Below are 21127 nucleotides of genomic sequence, written 5' to 3'. Positions count from 1 at the left end.
GAGCCGGGGGGCCGAAACAAAAAGAACCCACACCAACACGCCGGGCCCCTGCTCGGGGGGGGGGGGGGGGGGGGGCCCCCCCCGCGTCTGTTCCGTACGCCGTTGTACGGGCAGTATTCGGGGGTGGGGCTCAGACCATCAGCGCGCGGTCCGTCGGGCGGATCGGCGCGGGCAGCTCGCTCGCACCCGTCAGGAAGCGGTCCACACCGCGCGCCGCCGAGCGGCCCTCGGCGATCGCCCAGACGATGAGCGACTGGCCACGGCCCGCGTCGCCGGCGACGAAGACGCCGTCCACGTTGGTGGCGAAGTCCGCGTCGCGCGCGACGTTGCCGCGCTCGTCCAGATCCAGGCCGAACTGCGAGACCAGACCGTTCTGGACGTCCGTGCCGGTGAAGCCCATGGCCAGGGTGACCAGCTGGGCCGGGATCTTCCGCTCCGTGCCCGGCTTCTGGGTGAGCTTGCCGTCGATGAACTCGACCTCGACGAGGTGCAGGGACTGGACGTTGCCGTCCTCATCGCCCTCGAAATGGGTGGTGGAGACGGAGTAGACCCGCTCGCCGCCCTCCTCGTGCGCCGACGTGACCTTGTAGAGCATCGGGAACGTCGGCCAGGGCTGGTGGCCCGGACGGTCGTCGCCCGGACGCGGCATGATCTCCAGCTGGGTGACGGAGGCCGCGCCCTGGCGGTGGGCCGTGCCGACGCAGTCGGCGCCGGTGTCGCCGCCGCCGATGACCACGACGTGCTTGCCCTCGGCGGTGATGGGCGGGGCCACGAAGTCGCCCTCGACGACCTTGTTGGCGAGCGGCAGGTACTCCATCGCCTGGTGGATGCCGTTCAGCTCACGGCCCGGCACCGGCAGATCGCGGGCGGTCGTGGCACCGGCGGCGATGACGACGGCGTCGTACCGGCGGCGCAGCTTCGCCGCGTCGATGTCACGGCCGATCTCCACGCCCGTGCGGAACTTGGTGCCCTCCGCGCGCATCTGCTCGATACGGCGGTTGATGTGCCGCTTCTCCATCTTGAACTCGGGGATGCCGTAGCGGAGCAGTCCGCCGATGCGGTCGGCGCGCTCGTACACGGCGACGGTGTGGCCCGCCCGGGTCAGCTGCTGGGCGGCGGCCAGGCCCGCGGGGCCCGAGCCGATGACCGCGACCGTCTTGCCGGACAGCCGCTCGGGCGGCTGCGGCTTGACGTCGTTGGCGTCCCACGCCTTGTCGATGATGGAGACTTCGACGTTCTTGATGGTGACGGCCGGCTGGTTGATGCCGAGGACGCAGGCCGCCTCGCACGGGGCGGGGCAGAGCCGGCCCGTGAACTCCGGGAAGTTGTTGGTGGCGTGCAGCCGCTCGCTGGCGGCCTGCCAGTCCTCGCGGTACGCGTAGTCGTTCCACTCGGGGATCAGGTTCCCGAGCGGACAGCCGTTGTGGCAGAACGGGATGCCGCAGTCCATGCAGCGCCCGGCCTGCTTGCTGATGATCGGCAGCAGGGAGCCGGGAACGTAGACCTCGTTCCAGTCCTTGACTCGCTCGCCCACCGGACGGGTCCTGGCGACCTCGCGTCCGGTGGTCAGGAAGCCCTTGGGGTCAGCCATTGGTCGCCGCCTCCATCATCTTCTCGGTGGTCTCCTGCTCGGAGAGACCGGCGAGCTCAGCGGCGTCCTTGGCGGCGAGCACTGCCTTGTACGTGGTCGGGATGATCTTGCTGAACCGGTCCGCGGCCGCGGACCAGTCGGCAAGCAGCTTCTCGGCGACGGTGGAGCCCGTCTCCTCGTGGTGGCGGCGCACGACGTCGTGCAGCCACTGCTTGTCGGTGTCGCCCAGCGTCTCGACGGCGTTCACGTTGCCGACGTTGACGTTGTCGCGGTCGAGGTCGATGACGTACGCGATACCGCCGGACATACCGGCCGCGAAGTTACGGCCCGTCTCGCCGAGGACGACGGCGTGGCCGCCGGTCATGTACTCGCAGCCGTGGTCGCCCACGCCCTCGGAGACCACCAGCGCGCCGGAGTTGCGGACGCAGAAGCGTTCGCCGGTGCGGCCGCGCAGGAACAGCTCGCCGCCGGTCGCACCGTACGCGATGGTGTTGCCCGCGATCGTCGAGTACTCGGCGAGGTGGTCGGCACCGCGGTCCGGGCGGACGACTACGCGGCCACCGGAGAGGCCCTTGCCGACGTAGTCGTTGGCGTCGCCCTCCAGGCGCAGCGTGACGCCGCGCGGCAGGAACGCGCCGAAGGACTGGCCGGCCGAGCCGGTGAGGGTGATGTCGATGGTGTCGTCGGGCAGGCCCGCACCGCCGAACTTCTTGGTCACCTCATGGCCGAGCATCGTGCCCACGGTCCGGTTGATGTTCCGGATCGCGACCTGGGCGCGGACCGGCTGGGCCTCCTCGGCGGAGGAAGCGGCCAGCGCGTCGGCGGCCAGCTCGATCAGCTCGTTGTCCAGGGCCTTCGTCAGGCCGTGGTCCTGCTCGACGAGCTGGTGGCGTACGGCGCCGTCGGGCAGCTCGGGAACGTGGAAGAGGGGCTCGAGGTCGAGGCCCTGTGCCTTCCAGTGGTTCACGGCCCGGGTGGTGTCGAGCATCTCGGCGTGGCCGACGGCCTCCTGCAGCGTGCGGAAGCCCAGCTCGGCGAGGAGCTCGCGGACCTCTTCGGCGATGAACTCGAAGAAGTTCACGACGAATTCGGCCTTGCCGGAGAAGCGTTCCCGCAGGACCGGGTTCTGGGTGGCGATGCCGACCGGGCAGGTGTCCAGGTGGCAGACGCGCATCATCACGCAGCCGGAGACGACGAGCGGCGCGGTCGCGAAACCGAACTCCTCGGCGCCGAGCAGCGCGGCGATGACGACGTCACGGCCGGTCTTCAGCTGGCCGTCGGTCTGCACGACGATGCGGTCGCGCAGGCCGTTGAGCAGCAGCGTCTGCTGGGTCTCGGCGAGGCCGAGCTCCCAGGGACCGCCCGCGTGCTTCAGCGAGGTCAGCGGCGAGGCGCCGGTGCCGCCGTCGTGGCCGGAGATGAGGACGACGTCCGCGTGGGCCTTGGAGACACCCGCGGCGACCGTACCGACACCGACCTCCGACACCAGCTTCACGTGGATGCGGGCGGCCGGGTTGGCGTTCTTGAGGTCGTGGATCAGCTGAGCCAGGTCCTCGATGGAGTAGATGTCGTGGTGCGGCGGCGGGGAGATCAGACCGACACCGGGCGTGCTGTGCCGGGTCTTGGCGATCCACGGGTAGACCTTCTGGCCGGGCAGCTGGCCGCCCTCACCGGGCTTGGCGCCCTGGGCCATCTTGATCTGGATGTCGTCGGCGTTGACCAGGTACTCGGACGTGACGCCGAAGCGGCCGGAGGCGACCTGCTTGATCGACGAACGCCGCGCCGGGTCGTACAGGCGCTCCGGGTCCTCGCCGCCCTCACCGGTGTTGGACTTGCCGCCCAGCTGGTTCATGGCGATGGCGAGGGTCTCGTGCGCCTCCCTGGAGATGGAGCCGTACGACATGGCGCCGGTGGAGAAGCGCTTGACGATCTCGCTGACGGGCTCGACCTCGTCGATGGAGACCGGCTCGCGCCCGCTGTCGAGGCTGAACAGGCCGCGGAGCGTCATGAGCCGCTCGGCCTGCTCGTTCACCCGGTCCGTGTACTTCTTGAAGATGTCGTACCGCTTGCTGCGCGTGGCGTGCTGCAGACGGAAGACCGTCTCCGGGTCGAAGAGGTGCGGCTCGCCCTCGCGGCGCCACTGGTACTCGCCGCCGATCTCCAGCGCGCGGTGCGCCGGGGCGATGCCGCTGGCCGGGTACGCCTTGGCGTGCCGGGCGGCGACCTCCTTGGCGATGACGTCGAGGCCCGCGCCGCCGATCTTGGTGGCGGTGCCGTTGAAGTACTTGTCGACGAAGGCCTCGTCGAGACCCACGGCCTCGAAGACCTGCGCGCCGCGGTAGGAGGCGACGGTCGAGATGCCCATCTTCGACATGACCTTGAGGACGCCCTTGCCGAGGGCGTAGATCAGGTTGCGGATGGCCTTCTCGGGCTCGATGCCCTCGATGAACGTACCGGCGCGCAGCAGGTCCTCGACGGACTCCATCGCGAGGTACGGGTTGACGGCGGCGGCGCCGTAGCCGATGAGCAGCGCGACGTGGTGCACCTCGCGGACGTCACCGGCCTCGACCAGCAGGCCCACGTGGGTGCGCTGCTTGGTGCGGATGAGGTGGTGGTGCACGGCGGCGGTGAGCAGCAGCGACGGGATCGGGGCGTGCTCGGCGTCGGAGTGCCGGTCGGAGAGCACGATCAGCCGGGCGCCGTCCTCGATGGCGGCGTCGGCCTCGGCGCAGATCTCCTCGATCCGGGCGGCCAGCGTGTCGCCGCCGCCGGAGACCCGGTAGAGGCCGGAAAGCGTCACGGCCGTCATGCCGGGCATGTCGCCGTCGGCGTTGATGTGGATGAGCTTGGCCAGCTCGTCGTTGTCGATCACCGGGAAGGGCAGGGTGACGCTGCGGCACGAGGCGGCGGTCGGCTCCAGGAGGTTGCCCTGCGGGCCGAGGGACGAGTGCAGCGAGGTGACGAGCTCCTCGCGGATGGCGTCCAGCGGCGGGTTGGTGACCTGCGCGAACAGCTGGGTGAAGTAGTCGAAGAGCAGCCGCGGGCGCTCGGACAGCGCCGCGATCGGCGAGTCCGTGCCCATGGAGCCGATCGGCTCGGCGCCGGCGCGGGCCATCGGCGCGAGGAGGACGCGCAGCTCCTCCTCGGTGTAGCCGAAGGTCTGCTGGCGGCGGGTGACCGAGGCGTGGGTGTGCACGATGTGCTCGCGCTCGGGCAGATCACCGAGCTCGATGATCCCGGCCTCCAGCCAGTCCTGGTACGGCTGCTCGGCGGCCAGGGTGGCCTTGATCTCGTCGTCCTCGATGATGCGGTGCTCGGCGGTGTCGACGAGGAACATCTTGCCGGGCTGGAGGCGGCCCTTGCGGACGACCTTGGCGGGGTCGATGTCCAGGACACCGACCTCGGAGGAGAGGACGACGAGGCCGTCGTCGGTGACCCAGTAGCGGCCGGGGCGCAGACCGTTGCGGTCGAGGACCGCGCCGACCTGGGTGCCGTCGGTGAAGGTGACGCAGGCCGGGCCGTCCCAGGGCTCCATCATCGTGGAGTGGTACTGGTAGAAGGCGCGCCGGGCCGGGTCCATGGAGTCGTGGTTCTCCCACGCCTCGGGGACCATCATCAGGACGCTGTGGGGCAGGGAGCGGCCGCCGAGGTGGAGCAGCTCCAGGACCTCGTCGAAGGAGGCGGAGTCGGAGGCGTCCGGCGTACAGACCGGGAAGATCCGCTCCAGCTTCTCCGCTGCGCTCTGTCCCTTGTCGGCAGAGCCGAACGCGTCGCTGACCAGCTGCGACTCACGGGCACGCATCCAGTTGCGGTTGCCCTTGACCGTGTTGATCTCGCCGTTGTGCGCGACGAAGCGGTACGGGTGGGCCAGCGGCCAGCTCGGGAAGGTGTTCGTGGAGAACCGGGAGTGGACGAGCGCGACGGCGGTGGCGAAGCGGCGGTCGGACAGGTCCGGAAAGAAGGGCTCCAGCTGTCCGGTGGTCAGCATGCCCTTGTAGACGATGGTGCGGGCGGAGAGCGACGGGAAGTACACCCCGGCCTCGCGCTCGGCGCGCTTGCGCAGCACGAACGCCTTGCGGTCGAGGACGATGCCCGTGGCCGTGCCGTCCGCGACGCTGTGCTTGCCTGAAACGAAGAGCTGGCGGAAGACCGGCATCGTCGAGCGGGCGGTGGCGCCGAGGAGCTCGGGGGCGATGGGGACCTCGCGCCAGCCGAGGACGTCCAGGCCCTCCTCCGCGGCGATCGTCTCGATCTGTGAGACGGCCTCGTCCTGGGCGCCCTCGGGGATGAAGGCGATACCGACGGCGTACGAACCGGCCTCGGGAAGCTCGAATGCGGTGACCTCGCGCAGGAACGCGTCCGGGACCTGGAGAAGGATGCCGGCCCCGTCGCCCGAGTCGGGCTCGGAGCCGGTGGCGCCTCGGTGCTCCAGGTTGCGCAGAACGGTCAACGCCTGCTCGACCAGCTCATGGCTGGCAACACCGGTGAGGGTGGCCACGAACCCGACACCGCAGGCGTCGTGTTCGTTACGGGGGTCGTACATCCCCTGCGGGGCGGGGCGACCGTCCATGGGCGACCAGGCGTAGGAACGCATCGGCTCTCCCGTCGTCGTCGTGGCATGTGGTGGTGCCGAGGGACGACGTTGGCCCTCCGCTGAAATTTCGTGCAGGTTACATGATGGAGTGAATCTCGGGTACCGGATAGCCCATTCCAGCATGCGGACACCGCGATCTTGGGTCTGGTAGCGGCGCAGATTGGGCGGGACGGACAGGTCGACGTCAGATCGGTGTCCGCGATCCCGGATGCAGAGCAGGCTTCATTGCCCACGGCGCTTACGGCTCATGCCCGGTTGTTAGGGACTCGAAACCGCCAGGTAACGGCTACTTATGTGGTGCCACGCATAGTGTCCCACCGAGTGCCGGGGTTTGGCACCGGGACGTACCTCACAGGGTACCGGGCCCGGGCCCGAACCGTCAGGATCGGAATCCCCGCAGGTCACCGCAGGTCCCGCCGGGGTCAGACCGCCGCGCCGATGAGCGACCCGATTCCGTACGTCACGGCGGCCGCGGCCCCGCCCAGCGCGAGCTGCCGCAGCCCGCTGAACCACCAGCCGCGGACGGTCACCCTGGCGACCAGCGCACCGCAGGCGAAGAGCCCGAGGAGCGCCAGCAGGACCGCGGGCCACAGCGCGGTGGCGCCGAGCAGATACGGCAGCACGGGCACCAGCGCGCCCAGCGCGAACGAGGCGAAGGACGAGACGGCGGCGACGGCCGGCGACGGCAGGTCGTCCGGGTCGATGCCGAGCTCCTCGCGGGCGTGGATCTCGAGCGCCTGCTCGGGGTCCCGGGACAACTGCATGGCCACCTCGCGGGCGAGCGGGGGCTCGACGCCACGGGCCACGTACAGCGCGGCCAGCTCCTCCATCTCGTCGATCGGGTGCTTGCGCAATTCGCGACGTTCGACGTCCAGTTCGGCCTGGACGAGCTCGCGCTGCGAGGCCACTGAGGTGTACTCGCCGGCCGCCATGGAAAAGGCTCCGGCCGCCAGACCGGCGAGCCCGGTGATGACGATGGCCTGCTGGGACACGGCGCCGCCCGCGACACCGGTCATCAGGGCGAGGTTGGAGACGAGACCGTCCATCGCGCCGAACACCGCGGGGCGCAGCCAGCCGCCGTTCACGTCGCGGTGCGTGTGGTTGTCGCGGTGGGCCGCGTGAAGTGTCGCCTCGGTCTCGATGATGGACACAGCTCTCCCCTTGCTCCCAGGGCGGGTTCGTACATACGCCCCGCTCCCCCTCAACACCTCGAAAGTACGCGCGATGTAAGGGGCGCGCCAGCAAGGCAGGCTTTACTTACCTGGTGGCAGGCGGGTGACACGGAGGTTCACCGCGCCGCACCCGGCGCCCCGCGTGGCAGAGATCCAGGAACAGGCCCAGTGCCGCATGAAGCCTCATAAAGGGGTGACGCGTTGGAGTGGATTGCATGCGATCGGGCCCGCGGCGCGCTTCTCGGACTGGCGGTGGGAGATGCGCTCGGGGCGCCCGCGGAGAACATGCGGCCGTCCGAGATCCGCCGCCGGTGGGGCCGGATCGAGGGCTTCGTGACCGAGAGTCCGGCCGGTACGGACGACACGGAGTACGCGATCTTCTCCGGGCTGCTGCTCGCCCGGCACGGGTCCGCCCTGACCGTCGCGCATGTCGAGAAGGCCTGGCACCACTGGATCGCCGACCTCGACGAGGGACCGTTCAGGGGGGCGGGCTTCAGCGAGCGGGGGACGCTGGAGAACCTCCGCCGCGGTCTGGCGGCCCCCATCACTGCCCAGCACCGGCACGCCTGGAGCGACGGGCTCGCCATGCGGGCGGCTCCCTTCGGCGTCTTCGCGGCGGGCCGCCCCGACGAGGCCGCGCGGCTGGTCGCCATCGACGGCTGCGTCAGCCACGACGGCGAGGGCATCTACGGTGGCCAGGCCGTGGCGGCGGGGGTGGCCGCGGCGATGGCGGGTGCCGGGCCCGCCGGGGTCATCGGCGCGGCGCTGTCCGTCGTCCCGATGGACTCGTGGACCGCGCGTTCCATGCGGCGCGCGGTCGTCGCCGCGGAACGGGCGGAGCCCGACCCCCTCGGCCGCGAACGCACGGTCCGCTCCGCCGTCGTCATCGGCGGCTACCCCTGGACGGACCTCGCGCCCGAGGCGGTCGGACTCGCCTTCGGCGCCTTCGCAGCGGCCCGCGGCGACTTCCGTACGTCCGTCCTCACCGCAGTCAACATGGGCCGCGACGCCGACACCACGGCGGCGGTCGCGGGCGCCCTCGCCGGCGCGATGTCCGGCGCCTCCGCCATCCCCCCGGACTGGGCAGCGGCGATCGGCCCCGTCCGCGGCAGCTGCCTGCCCTCGATGCGCGGCTACCACGTCCTCGACATCGCGGACCTCCTCACCCCGTACGACGACACCGAGGCCCCCTCATGACCCCCCGCCCCCTCGACCCCACCCCCCAGCCCACCCCGGACCCCCCGGACTCCCCACCGGACCTCACCACCGACACACCCCCGAGCTCCCCACCGGACCTCACCACCGACACACCCCCGGACTCCCCACCGGACCTCACTCCGGGGACGCCGTGCGACCCGGACGAGGCTCGTGCCGACACCGCGGCCCCCGGGAGCCCGGTGGCGCCCGAGGCCCCGGACGTCGCCGGGGCCCTCGCCGGCCCGCGCGAAGCGCCGGGCCAGGTCCGGGGAGCGGCGGGCCGGCCCGCGGCCCCCACCCACCCCCACGCAGTGCCGAACGACACCGCACGGCCCACCGCCCACCCGCACGATGCCCCGGGACGCGAAGCCGCACCGGCGGCCCCCACCGGCCCGCGCGAAGCGCCGGGCCGGGTCCGGGGAGCCGGCGGCCCGACCTCGGTTGCTGGAAGTGGGGGTCCCCCCACGCCCGAGGGCGCAGGGGGAGGGGCGGCGAAACAACCCACGGCCACCGCCCGCAAGACGCCGCGCCCCCACCGCACCCGCGCCGGCACCCGCACCCGCGCCGGCACCCGCGCCGGCGCCGGTGCCGGTGCCCGGATCGAGGGGCTGCTTCTCGGGCTCGCCGCCGGAGACGCCGCGGGGTGGCCCGCCGCGCGGCACCGGGCCGCGCGGATGCCCGAGTGGACGCGGCGGCTCACACGCGAGCTCGACACGTTCGCCGAGCAGAACGCGACGACCACCCTCCCCGTCCCCATCGCCCTCAACCAGCCCCCCGAACCCCTCCGCCTCGGTCCCTCCGACGACGCCGAGTGGGCCGCCTTCGCCGCCGAGACCGTGCTCACCGGCGCCGGTGAGCACTTCGACGGCCTCGACCTCGGCCGCCGCATGCGCGCCGCGGTCGACCTCGCCTGGAACTCCCTCGCCGGCAAGGTCGCCGCAGCCGCCGCCCGCGCCCCCGAGGTCGAGTCCGCCGTACTCCCCCTCCGCGCCCGTATCTCCGTACGCGCCGGCCTCGGCAACCTCGCCACCGGCCTGCGCCCACCCGCCACCGGTCACGACAACCCGCACTACTTCGACGACGCCGCCTGCGTCCGCGCCGCCGTACTCGCCGTCGTCCACCCCGGGCATCCACAGGCCGCCGCCGACCTCGCCGAGTTCGACGCCCGCTACACCCAGGACGGCGACGGCGTGCACGGCGCCCGTGCCATGGCGGCGGCCATCGCCGCCGCCCTCGGCGGCGCGCAGGTCGACACCGCCGTCGACGCCGCCCTCGCCCAGCTCCCGGACGCCACCGAGATCGGCCGCAACGCCCGGCACGCCGTCAAGCTCGCCAGGGACTGCGTCCACAGCAGAGCCGACGCCTTCTCCCTCGTTCCCCTCCTGGAGCATCAGATCGTCGACCACGTCTACAGCTACGGCATCGCCGCCGCCGAGACCGTTCCCGTCGCCCTCGCCCTCGCCACCGCCGCCCGCGGCGAGGTATCCGGCGCGATCCCCGCCGCCGCGTGCCTGTCCCGCGTCGCCGACTCCGCACCCGCCCTCGCCGGGGCGCTGACCGGCGCGCTCGGCGGTGGCGCGGCCGTACCCGCCGCCTGGCGCGACGCCTGCCGCACCCTCGCCGGCTGCGCCCTCCCCCGCCTCGCCGGCACCGATCTCGTGGAACTCGCCGGTCTCCTCGCCCGCACCGTGCGCCCGTAACTCGCCCCCGTCGGACCCGGATCGAGACGCAGGTCCTGACACGAAACACGGCACGCGACACGACACGCACACGACACGGATCCCGACGCGGAGCCCCTGCGAATCCGGACACGAATCCCCGACTGAGCCTTCCCCGCCCGCACCCACCCCGGGTGGACAATTCCGACATGACACTCTCAGCGCTCCCGACGGTCACGACACTCGGCGACCGGATCACGGGGTGCCTCGTCGGCGCGGCGGTCGGCGACGCCCTCGGCGGCCCGGTCGAGGGGTACACCCCGGAGCAGATCGTGGAACGGCACGGCGGCCGCGTCCACGGCATCGTCGGCCCGTGGCACGGCGACGACTGGCGCACCGCCCGTCCCATCGCCCCGTACCACAAGGGCGACGGACACGTCACCGACGACACCCTGATGACCCACGCCCTCGTCCGCGTCTACGAGACCGTGCGCGACCACCTCGACGCGTACGCCGTCGCCGACCACCTCGTCCCGGACCTGATCGCCAACCCCCGCTGGATCCCGGAGCTGGAGGCCGAGGCGCTCCCGCTCCAGCGGGTCTTCCTCGCCGAGAAGTGGCTCGCCGCACGCCTCCACTACGGTCATGTCGACCCGCGCGAGGCGGGCACCGGAAACATCGTCAACTGCGGCGCCGCGATGTACATGGCGCCCGTCGGCCTGGTCAACGCCGCGAACCCGGCCGCCGCGTATGCCGAGGCCCTCGACGTCGCGGGCGCCCACCAGTCCTCGTACGGCCGCGAGGCGGCGGGCGTGCTCGCCGTGGCGGTCGCCACGGCCTGCACCCCCGGCGCGACCCCCGCCACCGTCGTCGACGCCTGCCTCGCCGCTGCGAAGGACGGTACGCACTCGGCGATCGAGGCGGTCACCGAAGTCGCCTCCCGGTACACCGACTTCGAGCCCGCCCTGCGCCCGCTGCGCGAGGCCGTCGCCCCCTTCGACACCGTCGGCCCCGACTACCGCGCCCCTTCCCTGGGCGCCCGCCGCCCCTCCCGGCTGCACGCCATCGAGGAACTGCCCGTCGCCCTCGGCATGCTGCTCATCGGCGAGGGCGACTACCGCCGTGCGGTCCTCGGCTCCGTCAACTACGGCCGTGACTGCGACTCGATCGCCACGATGTCCGGAGCGATCGCAGGCGCGCTGTACGGCGAGGAGCCGATCCCGCCCGACTGGGTGAAGACGGTCGCGGAGGCCAGCCGGCTCGATCTGCACGCCCCGGCACGGGCACTCACGGACGTCACGTACGAGGTCTTCGCCCGGGACAAGGAACGCCGCCGGGCACACGAGTCGGCCTTCGCCCGGCTGACGGACGCCCGATGAACCTCCGCCTCACCTGGGTCCAGCCCGAGGACCTGGTCGGCCATGAACTCCGCCAGGCCGAGGAGGACGGACGCGAGGCCTCGCAGATCGCCCGCCGCTGGCGGAGGGCGGGCGGTGCTCCCGCCCCGCCGTCGGCGGGCGCCTCCCCCGCCTGCGCGTCCCCGCGGCTGCGCACCCTGGCGACCCTTCTGCTGGACGAACTGGCCGAGCTGCCCAGCCCTTTGTCGGACTGCGAGCCGACGGACCTCCGGGCCGTCAAGGCGACGTGCACCGACTGGCCCCGTCCGGGGCCCGGCGGCTCCTCGCCGCGAGACGTGGGCGGCGAAGCTCTCCTCCACCGGCTCCACGCCGCCTGGCTCGGCCGGGCCGCCGGGTGTCTCCTGGGCAAGCCCGTCGAGAAGCTCCCCCTCCACGCCCTCCGTGCACTCGCCCGCGCCGCCGGCAACTGGCCCCTCAGCACCTGGTTCACCGCGAAGGGCGTCCCGCCCGAACTCCTGCGGGCGCATCCCTGGAACCGCCGTTCCGCAAACACCTCTCTTGCCGAGAACATCGACGGCATGCCCGAGGACGACGACCTCAACTACCCCCTCCTCAACCTGCTGCTCCTCAAGCGGTACGGACGGAGCTTCCGCACCGCCGACGTCGCACGGCTCTGGCTGGACGAACTCCCCGCCGGCCGCACCTTCACCGCCGAGCGCATCGCCTACCGCAACCTCCTGGCCGGTCTTGAGCCCCCGCTCACCGCCCGCCGCCACAACCCCTTCCGTGAATGGATCGGGGCCGCGATCCGGGCCGATGTCCACGGCTGGACCCACCCCGGCGACCCGGCCGCCGCCGCCGAGCAGGCCCATCGGGACGCGGTGCTCACACACACCGCGAACGGCGTGTACGGGGCCATGTTCATCGCGGCGGCGCTCGCCGAGGCGGCGACGGGCACCGCGGACGTCCACGAGTGCCTGCGCAGCGGCCTCCGCGTCGTACCGCCCCGCTCCCGTCTGGCCGCGGCCATCCGTTCGGGCATCGAGACGGCCACCGCACACGCCGGCTTCGACACCGTCGTGGACCGTCTGCACTCCGCCTACGGCTCGTACCACTGGGTGCACACCGTCCCCAACACCGCCCTCCTCTGCGCCGCCCTCACCCATGCCGACGGCGACTTCGCCGGCTCCATCTGCCGTGCCGTGTCCGGCGGCTGGGACACCGACTCCAACGGCGCCACCGCCGGCTCCCTCGCCGGGCTGCTCGCCGGCCACCCGGACCGGCTGCCCGAGCGCTGGACCGCCCCGCTCAAGAACCGTCTCGCCAGCACCGTCGGCGGCTTCGACGGCATCGGCTTCGACTCGCTCGCCCACCTCACCCTCGCCCACACCACCTTGCGGGAGGACTCGCGCCCATGAGCGGCATCGTCGTGCTCGGCAGTACCAACATGGACCTCGTCGCGTACGTCGCGAAGGCCCCGCAGCGCGGAGAGACCGTCACGGGGCGCGAGTTCCGTACGGTCCCCGGCGGCAAGGGCGCCAACCAGGCCGTTGCAGCCGCCCGGGCCGGCGGCGACGTGTCGATGATCGGCGCCGTCGGCTCGGACGACTTCGGCGCCCGTCTGCGGGACACGCTCCAGCACTCCGGAGTCGACACCGATCTGCTGCGCACCGCCGAAGGCCCTTCCGGAACCGCGCACATCGTCGTGGACGACGAGGGCGGCAACGCGATCGTCGTCGTCCCCGGCGCCAATGGCACCGTCACCCGTCTGGGCCCCGGCGACGAGACCCTCATCGCCGGCGCCGACGCCCTCCTCCTCCAGCTCGAACTCCCGCTCAGCGGCGTGATCGCGGGTACCGAGGCCGCCCGCCGCCACGGGGTGCGGACCATCCTCACCCCGGCGCCCGCGCAGCCCTTGCCGCCCGAACTGCTCGCCGCCACCGACCTGTTGGTGCCGAACGAGCACGAGGCCGCCGCTCTCGCCGGCACCGCCGACCCGCACGCCGCCGCCGATGCACTGCTCCGCCAGGTGCCCGAGGTGGTGATCACCCTCGGTGCCGCGGGCAGCCTCTACGCCTCCCGCGGCGCTGAACCCGTCACGGTCCCGGCCCCGCGCGTCCGAGCCGTCGACACGACCGCCGCGGGCGACACCTTCGTCGGAGCCCTCGCGGTGGCCATCGTCGAGGGCAGGCCGATGCCCGCCGCGATGGCCTGGGCCTCCGCGGCCGCCGCGCTCTCCGTCCAGCGCCCGGGCGCCTCGTCCTCCATGCCGTACCGCACCGAGATCGACGCGGGAACGGAGGGCGTGACGACCGGCCGGTAGCCGCTGTCGCCGTACCGCTGTCCCCTTACCGCTGTCGCCGTACCGCTGTCCCCGTACGAATCACGAGCAAAGAGCAACGAGCCCCGAGCCCCGAGCCCACGCAAAGCCCCGCAGGAGCCTCGCAAGGAGCCCCCATGCACGACCCCGACGCCGACGGTGTCGCCGCCCGCCAGCACGCCGGAGACGGTCCGCTCGCCGGACTACGCGTCCTCGATCTCGCCACTCTCTTCGCCGGTCCGCTCGCCGCGACGATGCTCGGTGACTTCGGCGCCGACGTCATCAAGGTCGAACACCCCCGTAAGCCGGACCCGTCACGCGGTCACGGTCCCGACAAGGACGGTGTCGGCCTGTGGTGGAAGCTGCTCGGCCGCAACAAACGCACCATCACGCTCGATCTGTCCACGCCGGGCGGCCGCGAGACCCTGCTCCGGCTCGCCGCCACCGCCGATGTCGTCATCGAGAACTTCCGCCCGGGCACGCTGGAGAAGTGGCAGCTCGGCTGGGAGGAGCTCTCCTCGGCCAACCCCCGTCTCGTCCTGGCCAGGGTCACCGGCTTCGGTCAGTTCGGCCCGTACTGCCACCGTCCCGGCTTCGGCACCCTCGCCGAGGCGATGAGCGGATTCGCCGCCATCACCGGCGAACCCGACGGTCCGCCCACACTCCCTCCCTTCGGCCTCGCCGACTCGATCGCCGCACTCGCCACCTCCTACGCCGTCATGACCGCGCTGACCGCCCGCGCCGCCACCGACCGCGGCCAGGTCGTCGACATGGCCATCATCGAACCCATCCTAACCGTCCTCGGCCCGCAGCCCATCTGGTACGACCAGCTCGGCTACGTCCAGCCGCGCACCGGCAACCGCTCCGGCAACAACGCCCCGCGCAACACCTATCGCGCGGCCGACGGCACCTGGCTCGCCGTCTCCACCTCCGCGCAGTCCGTCGCCGAACGCGTCGTGCGGCTGGTCGGCCGGCCCGAGCTGGCCCGCGAGCCGTGGTTCAGGTCCGGCAGCGGCCGGGCGGAGCACGCCGACGTACTCGACGAGGCGGTGGGCGACTGGATCGCCCGCCACAACCGTGACGAAGTGCTCGCCGCGTTCGACAAGGCGGAGGCCGCGGTCGCCCCCGTCTACGACATCCGCGACGTCATGGACGATCCCCAGTACCGCGCGCTGGGCAGCGTCACCGAGGTCCCCGACGCGGAACTCGGTCCGATCCGTATGCAGAACATCCTCTTCCGCCTCTCCGAGACTCCTGGTGGCATCCGCTGGGCCGGCCGGCCGCACGGCGCGGACACGGAAGCCGTCCTCACCGAACTCGGGCTCACGACTGCCCGCATCGCCGCCCTGCGCAGCGAAGGCGCGCTATGACCCCGCTGGCTGTCACCCCCCGGGTCATCCACCCCCGAGGCCTTCCGCTCACCTGGCTGTACGCCCCCGGAGACCGGCCCGAAGTCGTCCAGAAGGCGCTGTCCTCCGGGGCCGACATCGTGATCGTCGACCTCGAGGACGCGGTCGCACCGCACCGCAAGGCGTACGCCCTCGAAGCGACCGCCGAACTGCTCACCTCCCCCCAGCCCGTACCGGTCCATGTCCGCATCCACGCAGAGCGGGACATCACCGCGCTGGCCCCCCTGCCCGGCCTGTCGGCTCTGCGTATCCCCAAGGTGGCACACGCCACTGACATCCGGGGTCCGGCGAAGCTGGCACCGGGGACGGAGCTGTACGCGCTGCTCGAATCGGCGGGGGGCGTCGAGCACGCCTACGCCATCGCAACCGCAGATCCCGCCGTACGCGGGATCGCGCTCGGCGAGGCGGATCTCCGCGCGGACTTGGGGGTACGTAACGACACCGGGCTCGACTGGCCGCGCAGCCGCATCGTGGTCGCGGCCCGCGCGGCCGGACTCGCCCCGCCGACGCAGTCGGTCTACCCCGACATCCGTGACCTGGACGGCCTCGCGGCCTCCTGCGCCCATGGCCGTGCGCTCGGCTTCATGGGCCGGGCAGCCATCCACCCCCGGCAGCTCCAGGTCATCGAGCGGGCGTATCTGCCCAGCCCGGAAGAGGTGGAGGAGGCCGAGGAGATCATCAAAGCGGCGACGACCGACGCGGGTGCGCTGGCCCTCCCGGACGGCCGCTTCGTCGACGCGGCCGTGGTGGCGGCCGCCCACCGCACCCTGTCCCTCGCGGGCCGCGGCGTGCCATGAACCCGGACGTGTCCCCCTACGGCCGGGCGCGGCCGGTGCCGGGAGCGCCCGGCCGCCACCGCGGACAGCGGCGGACCGGGGCGCACCGCAGGGGGCGCACGGCCCTGGTCCCGGCACGCTCCGGAAACGCCGCAGGGCCGCCCGACTGCGACAGTCGAGCGGCCCTGCGGGAGCGGGTGCTGCGGGTGCTGCGGGATCAGCTCTTGTTCGCGGACTCCGAGTCCGCGTGGTCCCCGTCGCGGTCCTTGTCCGCGGGCGTGACGTCCGCAGGCGCGACGTCCGCAGGCGTGAGCTCGGCGTCAGCGTCAGCATCGGCGCCGGTGCCGGACTCGCCGCTCGCCGCGTCCGGCGACCCGGAACCGGCATCGGCATCGGCATCGGCATCGGAGGCGTCGCTCTTCTGCGACTCCACGGCCGAGGGCTCGACGACCTCCTCGCGGCCCGGGCGGAGCCGGGCGGAGACCACGATGTACACGACGGCCAGGACGAAGACGACGATCGCGGTCCAGACGTTCAGGCGGAGGCCCAGGACGTGGTGGGCCTCGTCGACCCGCATGTACTCGATCCAGCCGCGGCCGGCGCAGTAAGCGGCGACGTACAGCGCGAACGCCCGCCCGTGGCCGAGCCTGAAGCGCCGGTCGGCCCAGATGACCAGCAGCGCGACGCCGATGCACCAGAGCGACTCGTACAGGAACGTCGGGTGGTACAGGCCCGCCTCGCGGTTCGCGCCCTCGGTGATCTTGAGGGCCCACGGCAGGTCGGTCGGCTTCCCGTACAGCTCCTGGTTGAACCAGTTGCCCCAGCGGCCGATCGCCTGCGCGAAGGCGATTGCGGGAGCGATGGCATCGGCGTACGCGGGGAGCGGGATTCCGCGGCGGCGGCAGCCGATCCAGGCGCCGACCGCGCCGAGCGCGATCGCGCCCCAGATGCCGAGGCCGCCCTCCCAGATCTTGAACGCGTCGACCCAGTTCTCACCCTCGCTGAAGTACAGCTGATAGTCGGTGATCACGTGGTACAGACGGCCGCCGACGAGGCCGAACGGCACCGCCCAGACGGCGATGTCGGCCACCGTGCCGGCTTTGCCGCCGCGGGCGATCCAGCGCTTGTTGCCGTACCAGACGGCCACGAAGACACCGATGATGATGCAGAAGGCGTAGCCGCGCAGCGGGAGCGGTCCGAGGTGGAGCACACCGGTCGACGGGCTGGGAATGTAGGCAAGGTCCATGGCAGACCCGACGCTACCTTGCCGGGCCCGCACCACGGCAACCGACCGGGCAACGTCTGGGTAACGAGCCGCGTCATCCGGCCGACACCGCGCGCGGGCACGGGACGCCGTCCGGGGAACACGTCGGCGCGCCGCTCGGAGCCACGCGCCGCCGCCGCGGCGGCGCCCCGGGGCGCCGCCGCGGATCCGTCGGCCGGCCGCCCCGGAACCGGTCCGTTCGTCAGGAACCCGCGGGGCTCGGCTGTGCCGTCCCCGGCTTCTTGCCCGCGTTCGCCTCGGCGACCCACTTCTTCAGGTTCGCCGGGGAGATCTCCTCGCTGCCCTTCCGCGGGAAGGCCGACTGCCCGTTCAGCAGCACCGTGGGCGTGCCCTTGAATCCGCCGTTGCGGAAGGCCTCGTTGGACTTGTCGACCCAGCTGTCGTGCTTGCCGTCCTCCACGCAGCTGCGGAACTCGGGCGTGTCGAGGCCCGGGACCTTGGCCGCCAGCTCGATCAGTCTGCTGTTCTGCGCGAAGGCGTCGTCCGTCTCCGGGGGCTGGTTCTGGTACAGCACGTCGTGGTACTCGACGAACTTCCCGGCGTTCTGCGCGCACGCCGCCGCGTTCGCCGCACGTTGGGAGCCAGTGCCTCCCATCCCGCCGTCGATGATCGTGGCGAGGTGGTACTCGACCTTCAGCTGGCCGGAGTCCGTCAGCTCATGGATCGTGTCCCTCATCACGTTCTCGAACGCGGCGCAGGCGGGGCAGCGGAAGTCCTCCCAGATCGTGAGCGTGGACGGTGCGTCGCTCGCGCCCGCCGGGATCGCGAGCGCCCCCGCGCCCTGGGCGCCGCTGGGAGCGGTGACCGGGCCGGCCGTGGAGGTGGAGGTTTCGTCCTTGCCTCCGGTGTTCGCCGCGATCACGCCGACCACCGCGGCCAGGCCGAGCACGCCCACCACCGCCGCGGACACGATCAACAGGCGCCGTCGCTTCTCGCGCGCCCTCTGCAGCTCGCGATCCTGCAGGAGCCGCTCTCGCGCGGCCCGCTTTCCGTCTCGGTTCTTCTCACTCACGCCCACAGCAACGAACCGGGGAGGCGCGCATGCGCCTCCCCGGTCCGAGGTCCACCCGGACGGGTGACCCGATACGACCGGGTCCGCCAGCCGGCCGGTCGCCGGATCGGTCGGGGGTGAACCCTCAGCCCGATCCCTGAGCGTGATCCCTCAACGGGTCCGTCAGCCGATCCGTCAGCGCTTGCGTACGCCCTCGGCGAGTTCGCTCGCCAGCGCCCGCACCGCCGCGATCCCGGCCGCGTGGTCGTCCGCGTCGAGCAGCCGCTTGACGAAGGCCGAGCCGACGATGACGCCGTCGGCGAAGCCGGCGACCTCCGCGGCCTGCTCGGCGTTGGAGACACCCAGGCCCACACAGACAGGGAGCCCACTGCGGGAAGCAGCGGTGGCACGGGTGCGCCGGACCAGATCCTGGGCCTGCTCGCCGACCGATTCACGGGTGCCCGTGACACCCATCAGCGAGGCCGCGTAGACGAAGCCGGAACCCGCCGCCGTGATCGTGGCGAGCCGCTCGTCCTTGCTGCTCGGTGCGACCACGAAGACCGTGGCGAGCCCGTGCTTCTCGGCGTGCTCGCGCCATACGGCGGACTCCTCGACCGGCAGATCGGGCAGGATGCAGCCCGCGCCGCCCGCCTCGGCGAGCTCGGCGGTGAAGCGCGCGATGCCGTACCGGTCGATCGGGTTCCAGTACGTCATCACGAGCACCGGCTTGCCCGTGGCCGCGTGGGCCTCGCGGACCGTGCGCATCACGTCGGCGATCCTGACGCCGCCGCGCAGTGCGATGTCGTCGGCGGTCTGGATGACCGGTCCGTCCAGGACGGGGTCGGAGTGCGGCAGGCCCACCTCCACGACGTCCGCGCCGCCGTCGAACACGGCCTTGACCGCCTCGATCCCGCCGTCGACGGTCGGGAAGCCGGCCGGGAGGTATGCGATGAGCGCGGACCGGTTCTCGGACTTGGCGGCCGCCAGGGTGTCGCTCAGCAGCTGAATGTTCCCGCTCACTTGGCGTCCCCCTCGATCTCCGCGACCTCGCCCGCCGCGTCCGCCTCGACGACCGCGTCCGTCGCGGCGGTGCCGTTCTCCTCGTACAGCCCGAAGTAGCGGGCAGCCGTGTCCATGTCCTTGTCGCCGCGGCCGGACAGATTGACCAGGATCAGTCCGTCCTTGCCCAGCTCCTTGCCGATCTCCAGCGCACCGGCCAGCGCGTGCGCGGACTCGATCGCCGGAATGATGCCTTCCGTACGGGACAGCAGCCGCAGCGCCTGCATCGCGGCGTCGTCGGTCACGGCCCGGTACTCGCCACGCCCGCTGTCCTTCAGATACGAGTGCTCCGGGCCGATGCCCGGGTAGTCGAGCCCGGCCGAGATCGAGTACGGCTCGGTGATCTGGCCCTCGTCGTCCTGGAGGACGTACGAGCGGGAGCCGTGCAGGATGCCCGGCTCGCCGGCGGTCAGCGTGGCCGCGTGCTCGCCGGTCTCGATGCCGTGGCCCGCGGGCTCGCAGCCCACCAGCCGTACGCCGGAGTCGGGGATGAACGCGTGGAACAGACCGATGGCGTTGGATCCGCCGCCGACACACGCCACGGCCGCGTCCGGGAGGCGGCCCGCGCGCTCCAGGATCTGGCGGCGGGCCTCGACGCCGATGACCCGGTGGAAGTCGCGGACCATGGCCGGGAAGGGGTGCGGGCCCGCGACCGTACCGAAGAGGTAGTGCGTGTGGTCGACGTTGGCGACCCAGTCGCGGAACGCCTCGTTGATGGCGTCCTTCAGGGTGCGGCTGCCGGACTTCACCGGGACGACCTCGGCGCCGAGCATGCGCATCCGGGCGACGTTCAGCGCCTGGCGCTGAGTGTCGATCTCGCCCATGTAGATGGTGCAGTCGAGGCCGAAGAGCGCGCAGGCGGTCGCGGTGGCGACGCCGTGCTGGCCGGCGCCGGTCTCGGCGATGACGCGGGTCTTGCCCATGCGCCTGGTGAGCAGGGCCTGGCCCAGCACGTTGTTGATCTTGTGGGAGCCGGTGTGGTTGAGGTCCTCGCGCTTGAGGAAGACCCGCGCGCCGCCGGCGTGTTCGGCGAACCGGGGCACCTCGGTGAGGGCGCTGGGCCGGCCGGTGTAGTGGACGAGCAGCGCGTCGAGCTCGGCGGCGAAGGCGGGGTCGGACTTGGCCTTGTCGTACTCGACAGCCACCTCGTCGACCGCGGCGACGAGCGCCTCGGGGATGAACTTGCCGCCGAAGTCGCCGAAGTAGCCGGCCGCGTTCGGCACCTGGCCTTCGAGGTCGGGAATGAAGTAATCGCTGGGCATGCCAGAACTCCTCGTGGGCGTGAAAGCCGAAGAGAAATGAATGTGATGACGTTCGGATCGCTGAGCCAGGACCTGTCCGGGCGATCTTGTCGGGCCCGCGACGACAGCTACGGCACCTCGCTGCGTTGTCGGAGTCGCCCAAGTGCCCAGTACGAGGGCGACCCTCCGCCTTGCGATGCACCGCATCTGACGCCGCGGCCTGATCCTCGAAGATCGCCCGGACAGGACCTAGTCGCTCAGCGACGCCATCGCATGCCGTTGACCTGGCCGGGTTCGTCCCCGATGACGTACCGGACGCGGCGTCCGTGCACCCGCCGGGCCGGGGCGCGGCAGCCGCGCGGGCGGCAGCCGCGCGCCAGCGGCGCATGCGGCACACATGCCGTCGCAGCCGCACCGGCCGGAAGACAGGCCCCGGGCCGGTGGGCGGACGGTATGCGGCGGACGACGGCGGTCAT

Annotated in this window: 15 protein-coding genes; 7 read left to right on the top strand and 8 right to left on the bottom strand. The window is 72.2% G+C overall.

Features of this window, described 5'->3' with window-relative positions:
• Positions 1–130: 130 nt before the first annotated feature.
• From AC0699_RS04505 to AC0699_RS04495, 3 genes are all read right to left on the bottom strand, one after another.
• Positions 131–1591 carry a glutamate synthase subunit beta gene (locus AC0699_RS04505; protein ID WP_478655466.1) on the bottom strand — a complete coding sequence of 487 codons (1461 nt, stop codon included), beginning with the start codon at positions 1589–1591 and terminating at the stop codon, positions 131–133.
• Positions 1584–6185 (bottom strand): glutamate synthase large subunit, encoded by a 4602-nt coding sequence (gltB, locus tag AC0699_RS04500; RefSeq protein ID WP_478655464.1) that lies wholly within the window; start codon positions 6183–6185, stop codon positions 1584–1586. Before gltB ends, AC0699_RS04505 begins: the two co-directional genes overlap by 8 nt.
• A gap of 422 nt (positions 6186–6607) precedes the next feature.
• Complete coding sequence (locus AC0699_RS04495) at positions 6608–7336, bottom strand: VIT1/CCC1 transporter family protein (protein ID WP_478655462.1); 729 nt, start codon at positions 7334–7336, stop codon at positions 6608–6610.
• A 222-nt stretch (positions 7337–7558) separates the two neighbouring features.
• On the opposite strand from AC0699_RS04495, the gene AC0699_RS04490 reads away from it, so the two are divergent.
• The 7 genes from AC0699_RS04490 to AC0699_RS04460 all read left to right on the top strand — a co-directional run bounded on the left by AC0699_RS04490 (position 7559) and on the right by AC0699_RS04460 (position 16096).
• Positions 7559–8554: an ADP-ribosylglycohydrolase family protein gene (locus tag AC0699_RS04490; RefSeq protein ID WP_478655460.1), complete on the top strand. Its 996-nt coding sequence runs from the start codon at positions 7559–7561 to the stop codon at positions 8552–8554.
• Positions 8555–8754: 200 nt separating this feature from the next.
• On the top strand, positions 8755–10254 hold the full coding sequence (locus tag AC0699_RS04485; RefSeq protein WP_478655527.1) for an ADP-ribosylglycohydrolase family protein: 1500 nt from the start codon (positions 8755–8757) through the stop codon (positions 10252–10254).
• Between the two features lie 167 nt (positions 10255–10421).
• A complete protein-coding gene (locus tag AC0699_RS04480; RefSeq protein ID WP_478655458.1) occupies positions 10422–11591 on the top strand; it encodes an ADP-ribosylglycohydrolase family protein in 1170 nt (389 codons plus the stop codon).
• Positions 11588–12988 (top strand): ADP-ribosylglycohydrolase family protein, encoded by a 1401-nt coding sequence (locus tag AC0699_RS04475; RefSeq protein ID WP_478655456.1) that lies wholly within the window; start codon positions 11588–11590, stop codon positions 12986–12988. The genes AC0699_RS04480 and AC0699_RS04475 overlap by 4 nt, the downstream gene beginning before the upstream one ends.
• Positions 12985–13893 (top strand): ribokinase, encoded by a 909-nt coding sequence (gene rbsK / locus AC0699_RS04470; protein WP_478655453.1) that lies wholly within the window; start codon positions 12985–12987, stop codon positions 13891–13893. Before AC0699_RS04475 ends, rbsK begins: the two co-directional genes overlap by 4 nt.
• Before the next feature lie 134 nt (positions 13894–14027).
• Positions 14028–15260 carry a CaiB/BaiF CoA transferase family protein gene (locus AC0699_RS04465; RefSeq protein WP_478655450.1) on the top strand — a complete coding sequence of 411 codons (1233 nt, stop codon included), beginning with the start codon at positions 14028–14030 and terminating at the stop codon, positions 15258–15260.
• On the top strand, positions 15257–16096 hold the full coding sequence (locus AC0699_RS04460) for an HpcH/HpaI aldolase/citrate lyase family protein (RefSeq protein WP_478655448.1): 840 nt from the start codon (positions 15257–15259) through the stop codon (positions 16094–16096). Before AC0699_RS04465 ends, AC0699_RS04460 begins: the two co-directional genes overlap by 4 nt.
• A 196-nt stretch (positions 16097–16292) precedes the next feature.
• On the opposite strand, the gene lgt is transcribed toward AC0699_RS04460, so the two are convergent.
• The 5 genes from lgt to trpM all read right to left on the bottom strand — a co-directional run bounded on the left by lgt (position 16293) and on the right by trpM (position 21127).
• Positions 16293–17321: a prolipoprotein diacylglyceryl transferase gene (lgt, locus tag AC0699_RS04455; protein WP_478655445.1), complete on the bottom strand. Its 1029-nt coding sequence runs from the start codon at positions 17319–17321 to the stop codon at positions 16293–16295.
• A 220-nt stretch (positions 17322–17541) separates the two neighbouring features.
• On the bottom strand, positions 17542–18372 hold the full coding sequence (locus AC0699_RS04450) for a DsbA family protein (protein ID WP_478655443.1): 831 nt from the start codon (positions 18370–18372) through the stop codon (positions 17542–17544).
• A 174-nt stretch (positions 18373–18546) separates the two neighbouring features.
• The gene (gene trpA / locus AC0699_RS04445; RefSeq protein ID WP_478655440.1) at positions 18547–19371 is read right to left on the bottom strand and encodes a tryptophan synthase subunit alpha; all 825 of its coding nucleotides are present in this window, start codon (positions 19369–19371) and stop codon (positions 18547–18549) included.
• The gene (gene trpB, locus AC0699_RS04440) at positions 19368–20672 is read right to left on the bottom strand and encodes a tryptophan synthase subunit beta (RefSeq protein WP_478655438.1); all 1305 of its coding nucleotides are present in this window, start codon (positions 20670–20672) and stop codon (positions 19368–19370) included. Before trpB ends, trpA begins: the two co-directional genes overlap by 4 nt.
• A 236-nt stretch (positions 20673–20908) precedes the next feature.
• Positions 20909–21127 (bottom strand): tryptophan biosynthesis modulator TrpM, encoded by a 219-nt coding sequence (gene trpM / locus AC0699_RS04435; RefSeq protein ID WP_478655435.1) that lies wholly within the window; start codon positions 21125–21127, stop codon positions 20909–20911.

This window comes from Streptomyces sp. NPDC043870 (genome assembly GCF_056435785.1).
Note: the sequence above shows the minus strand (reverse complement) of the source record. Positions and strands in the feature narration are given on the sequence as shown.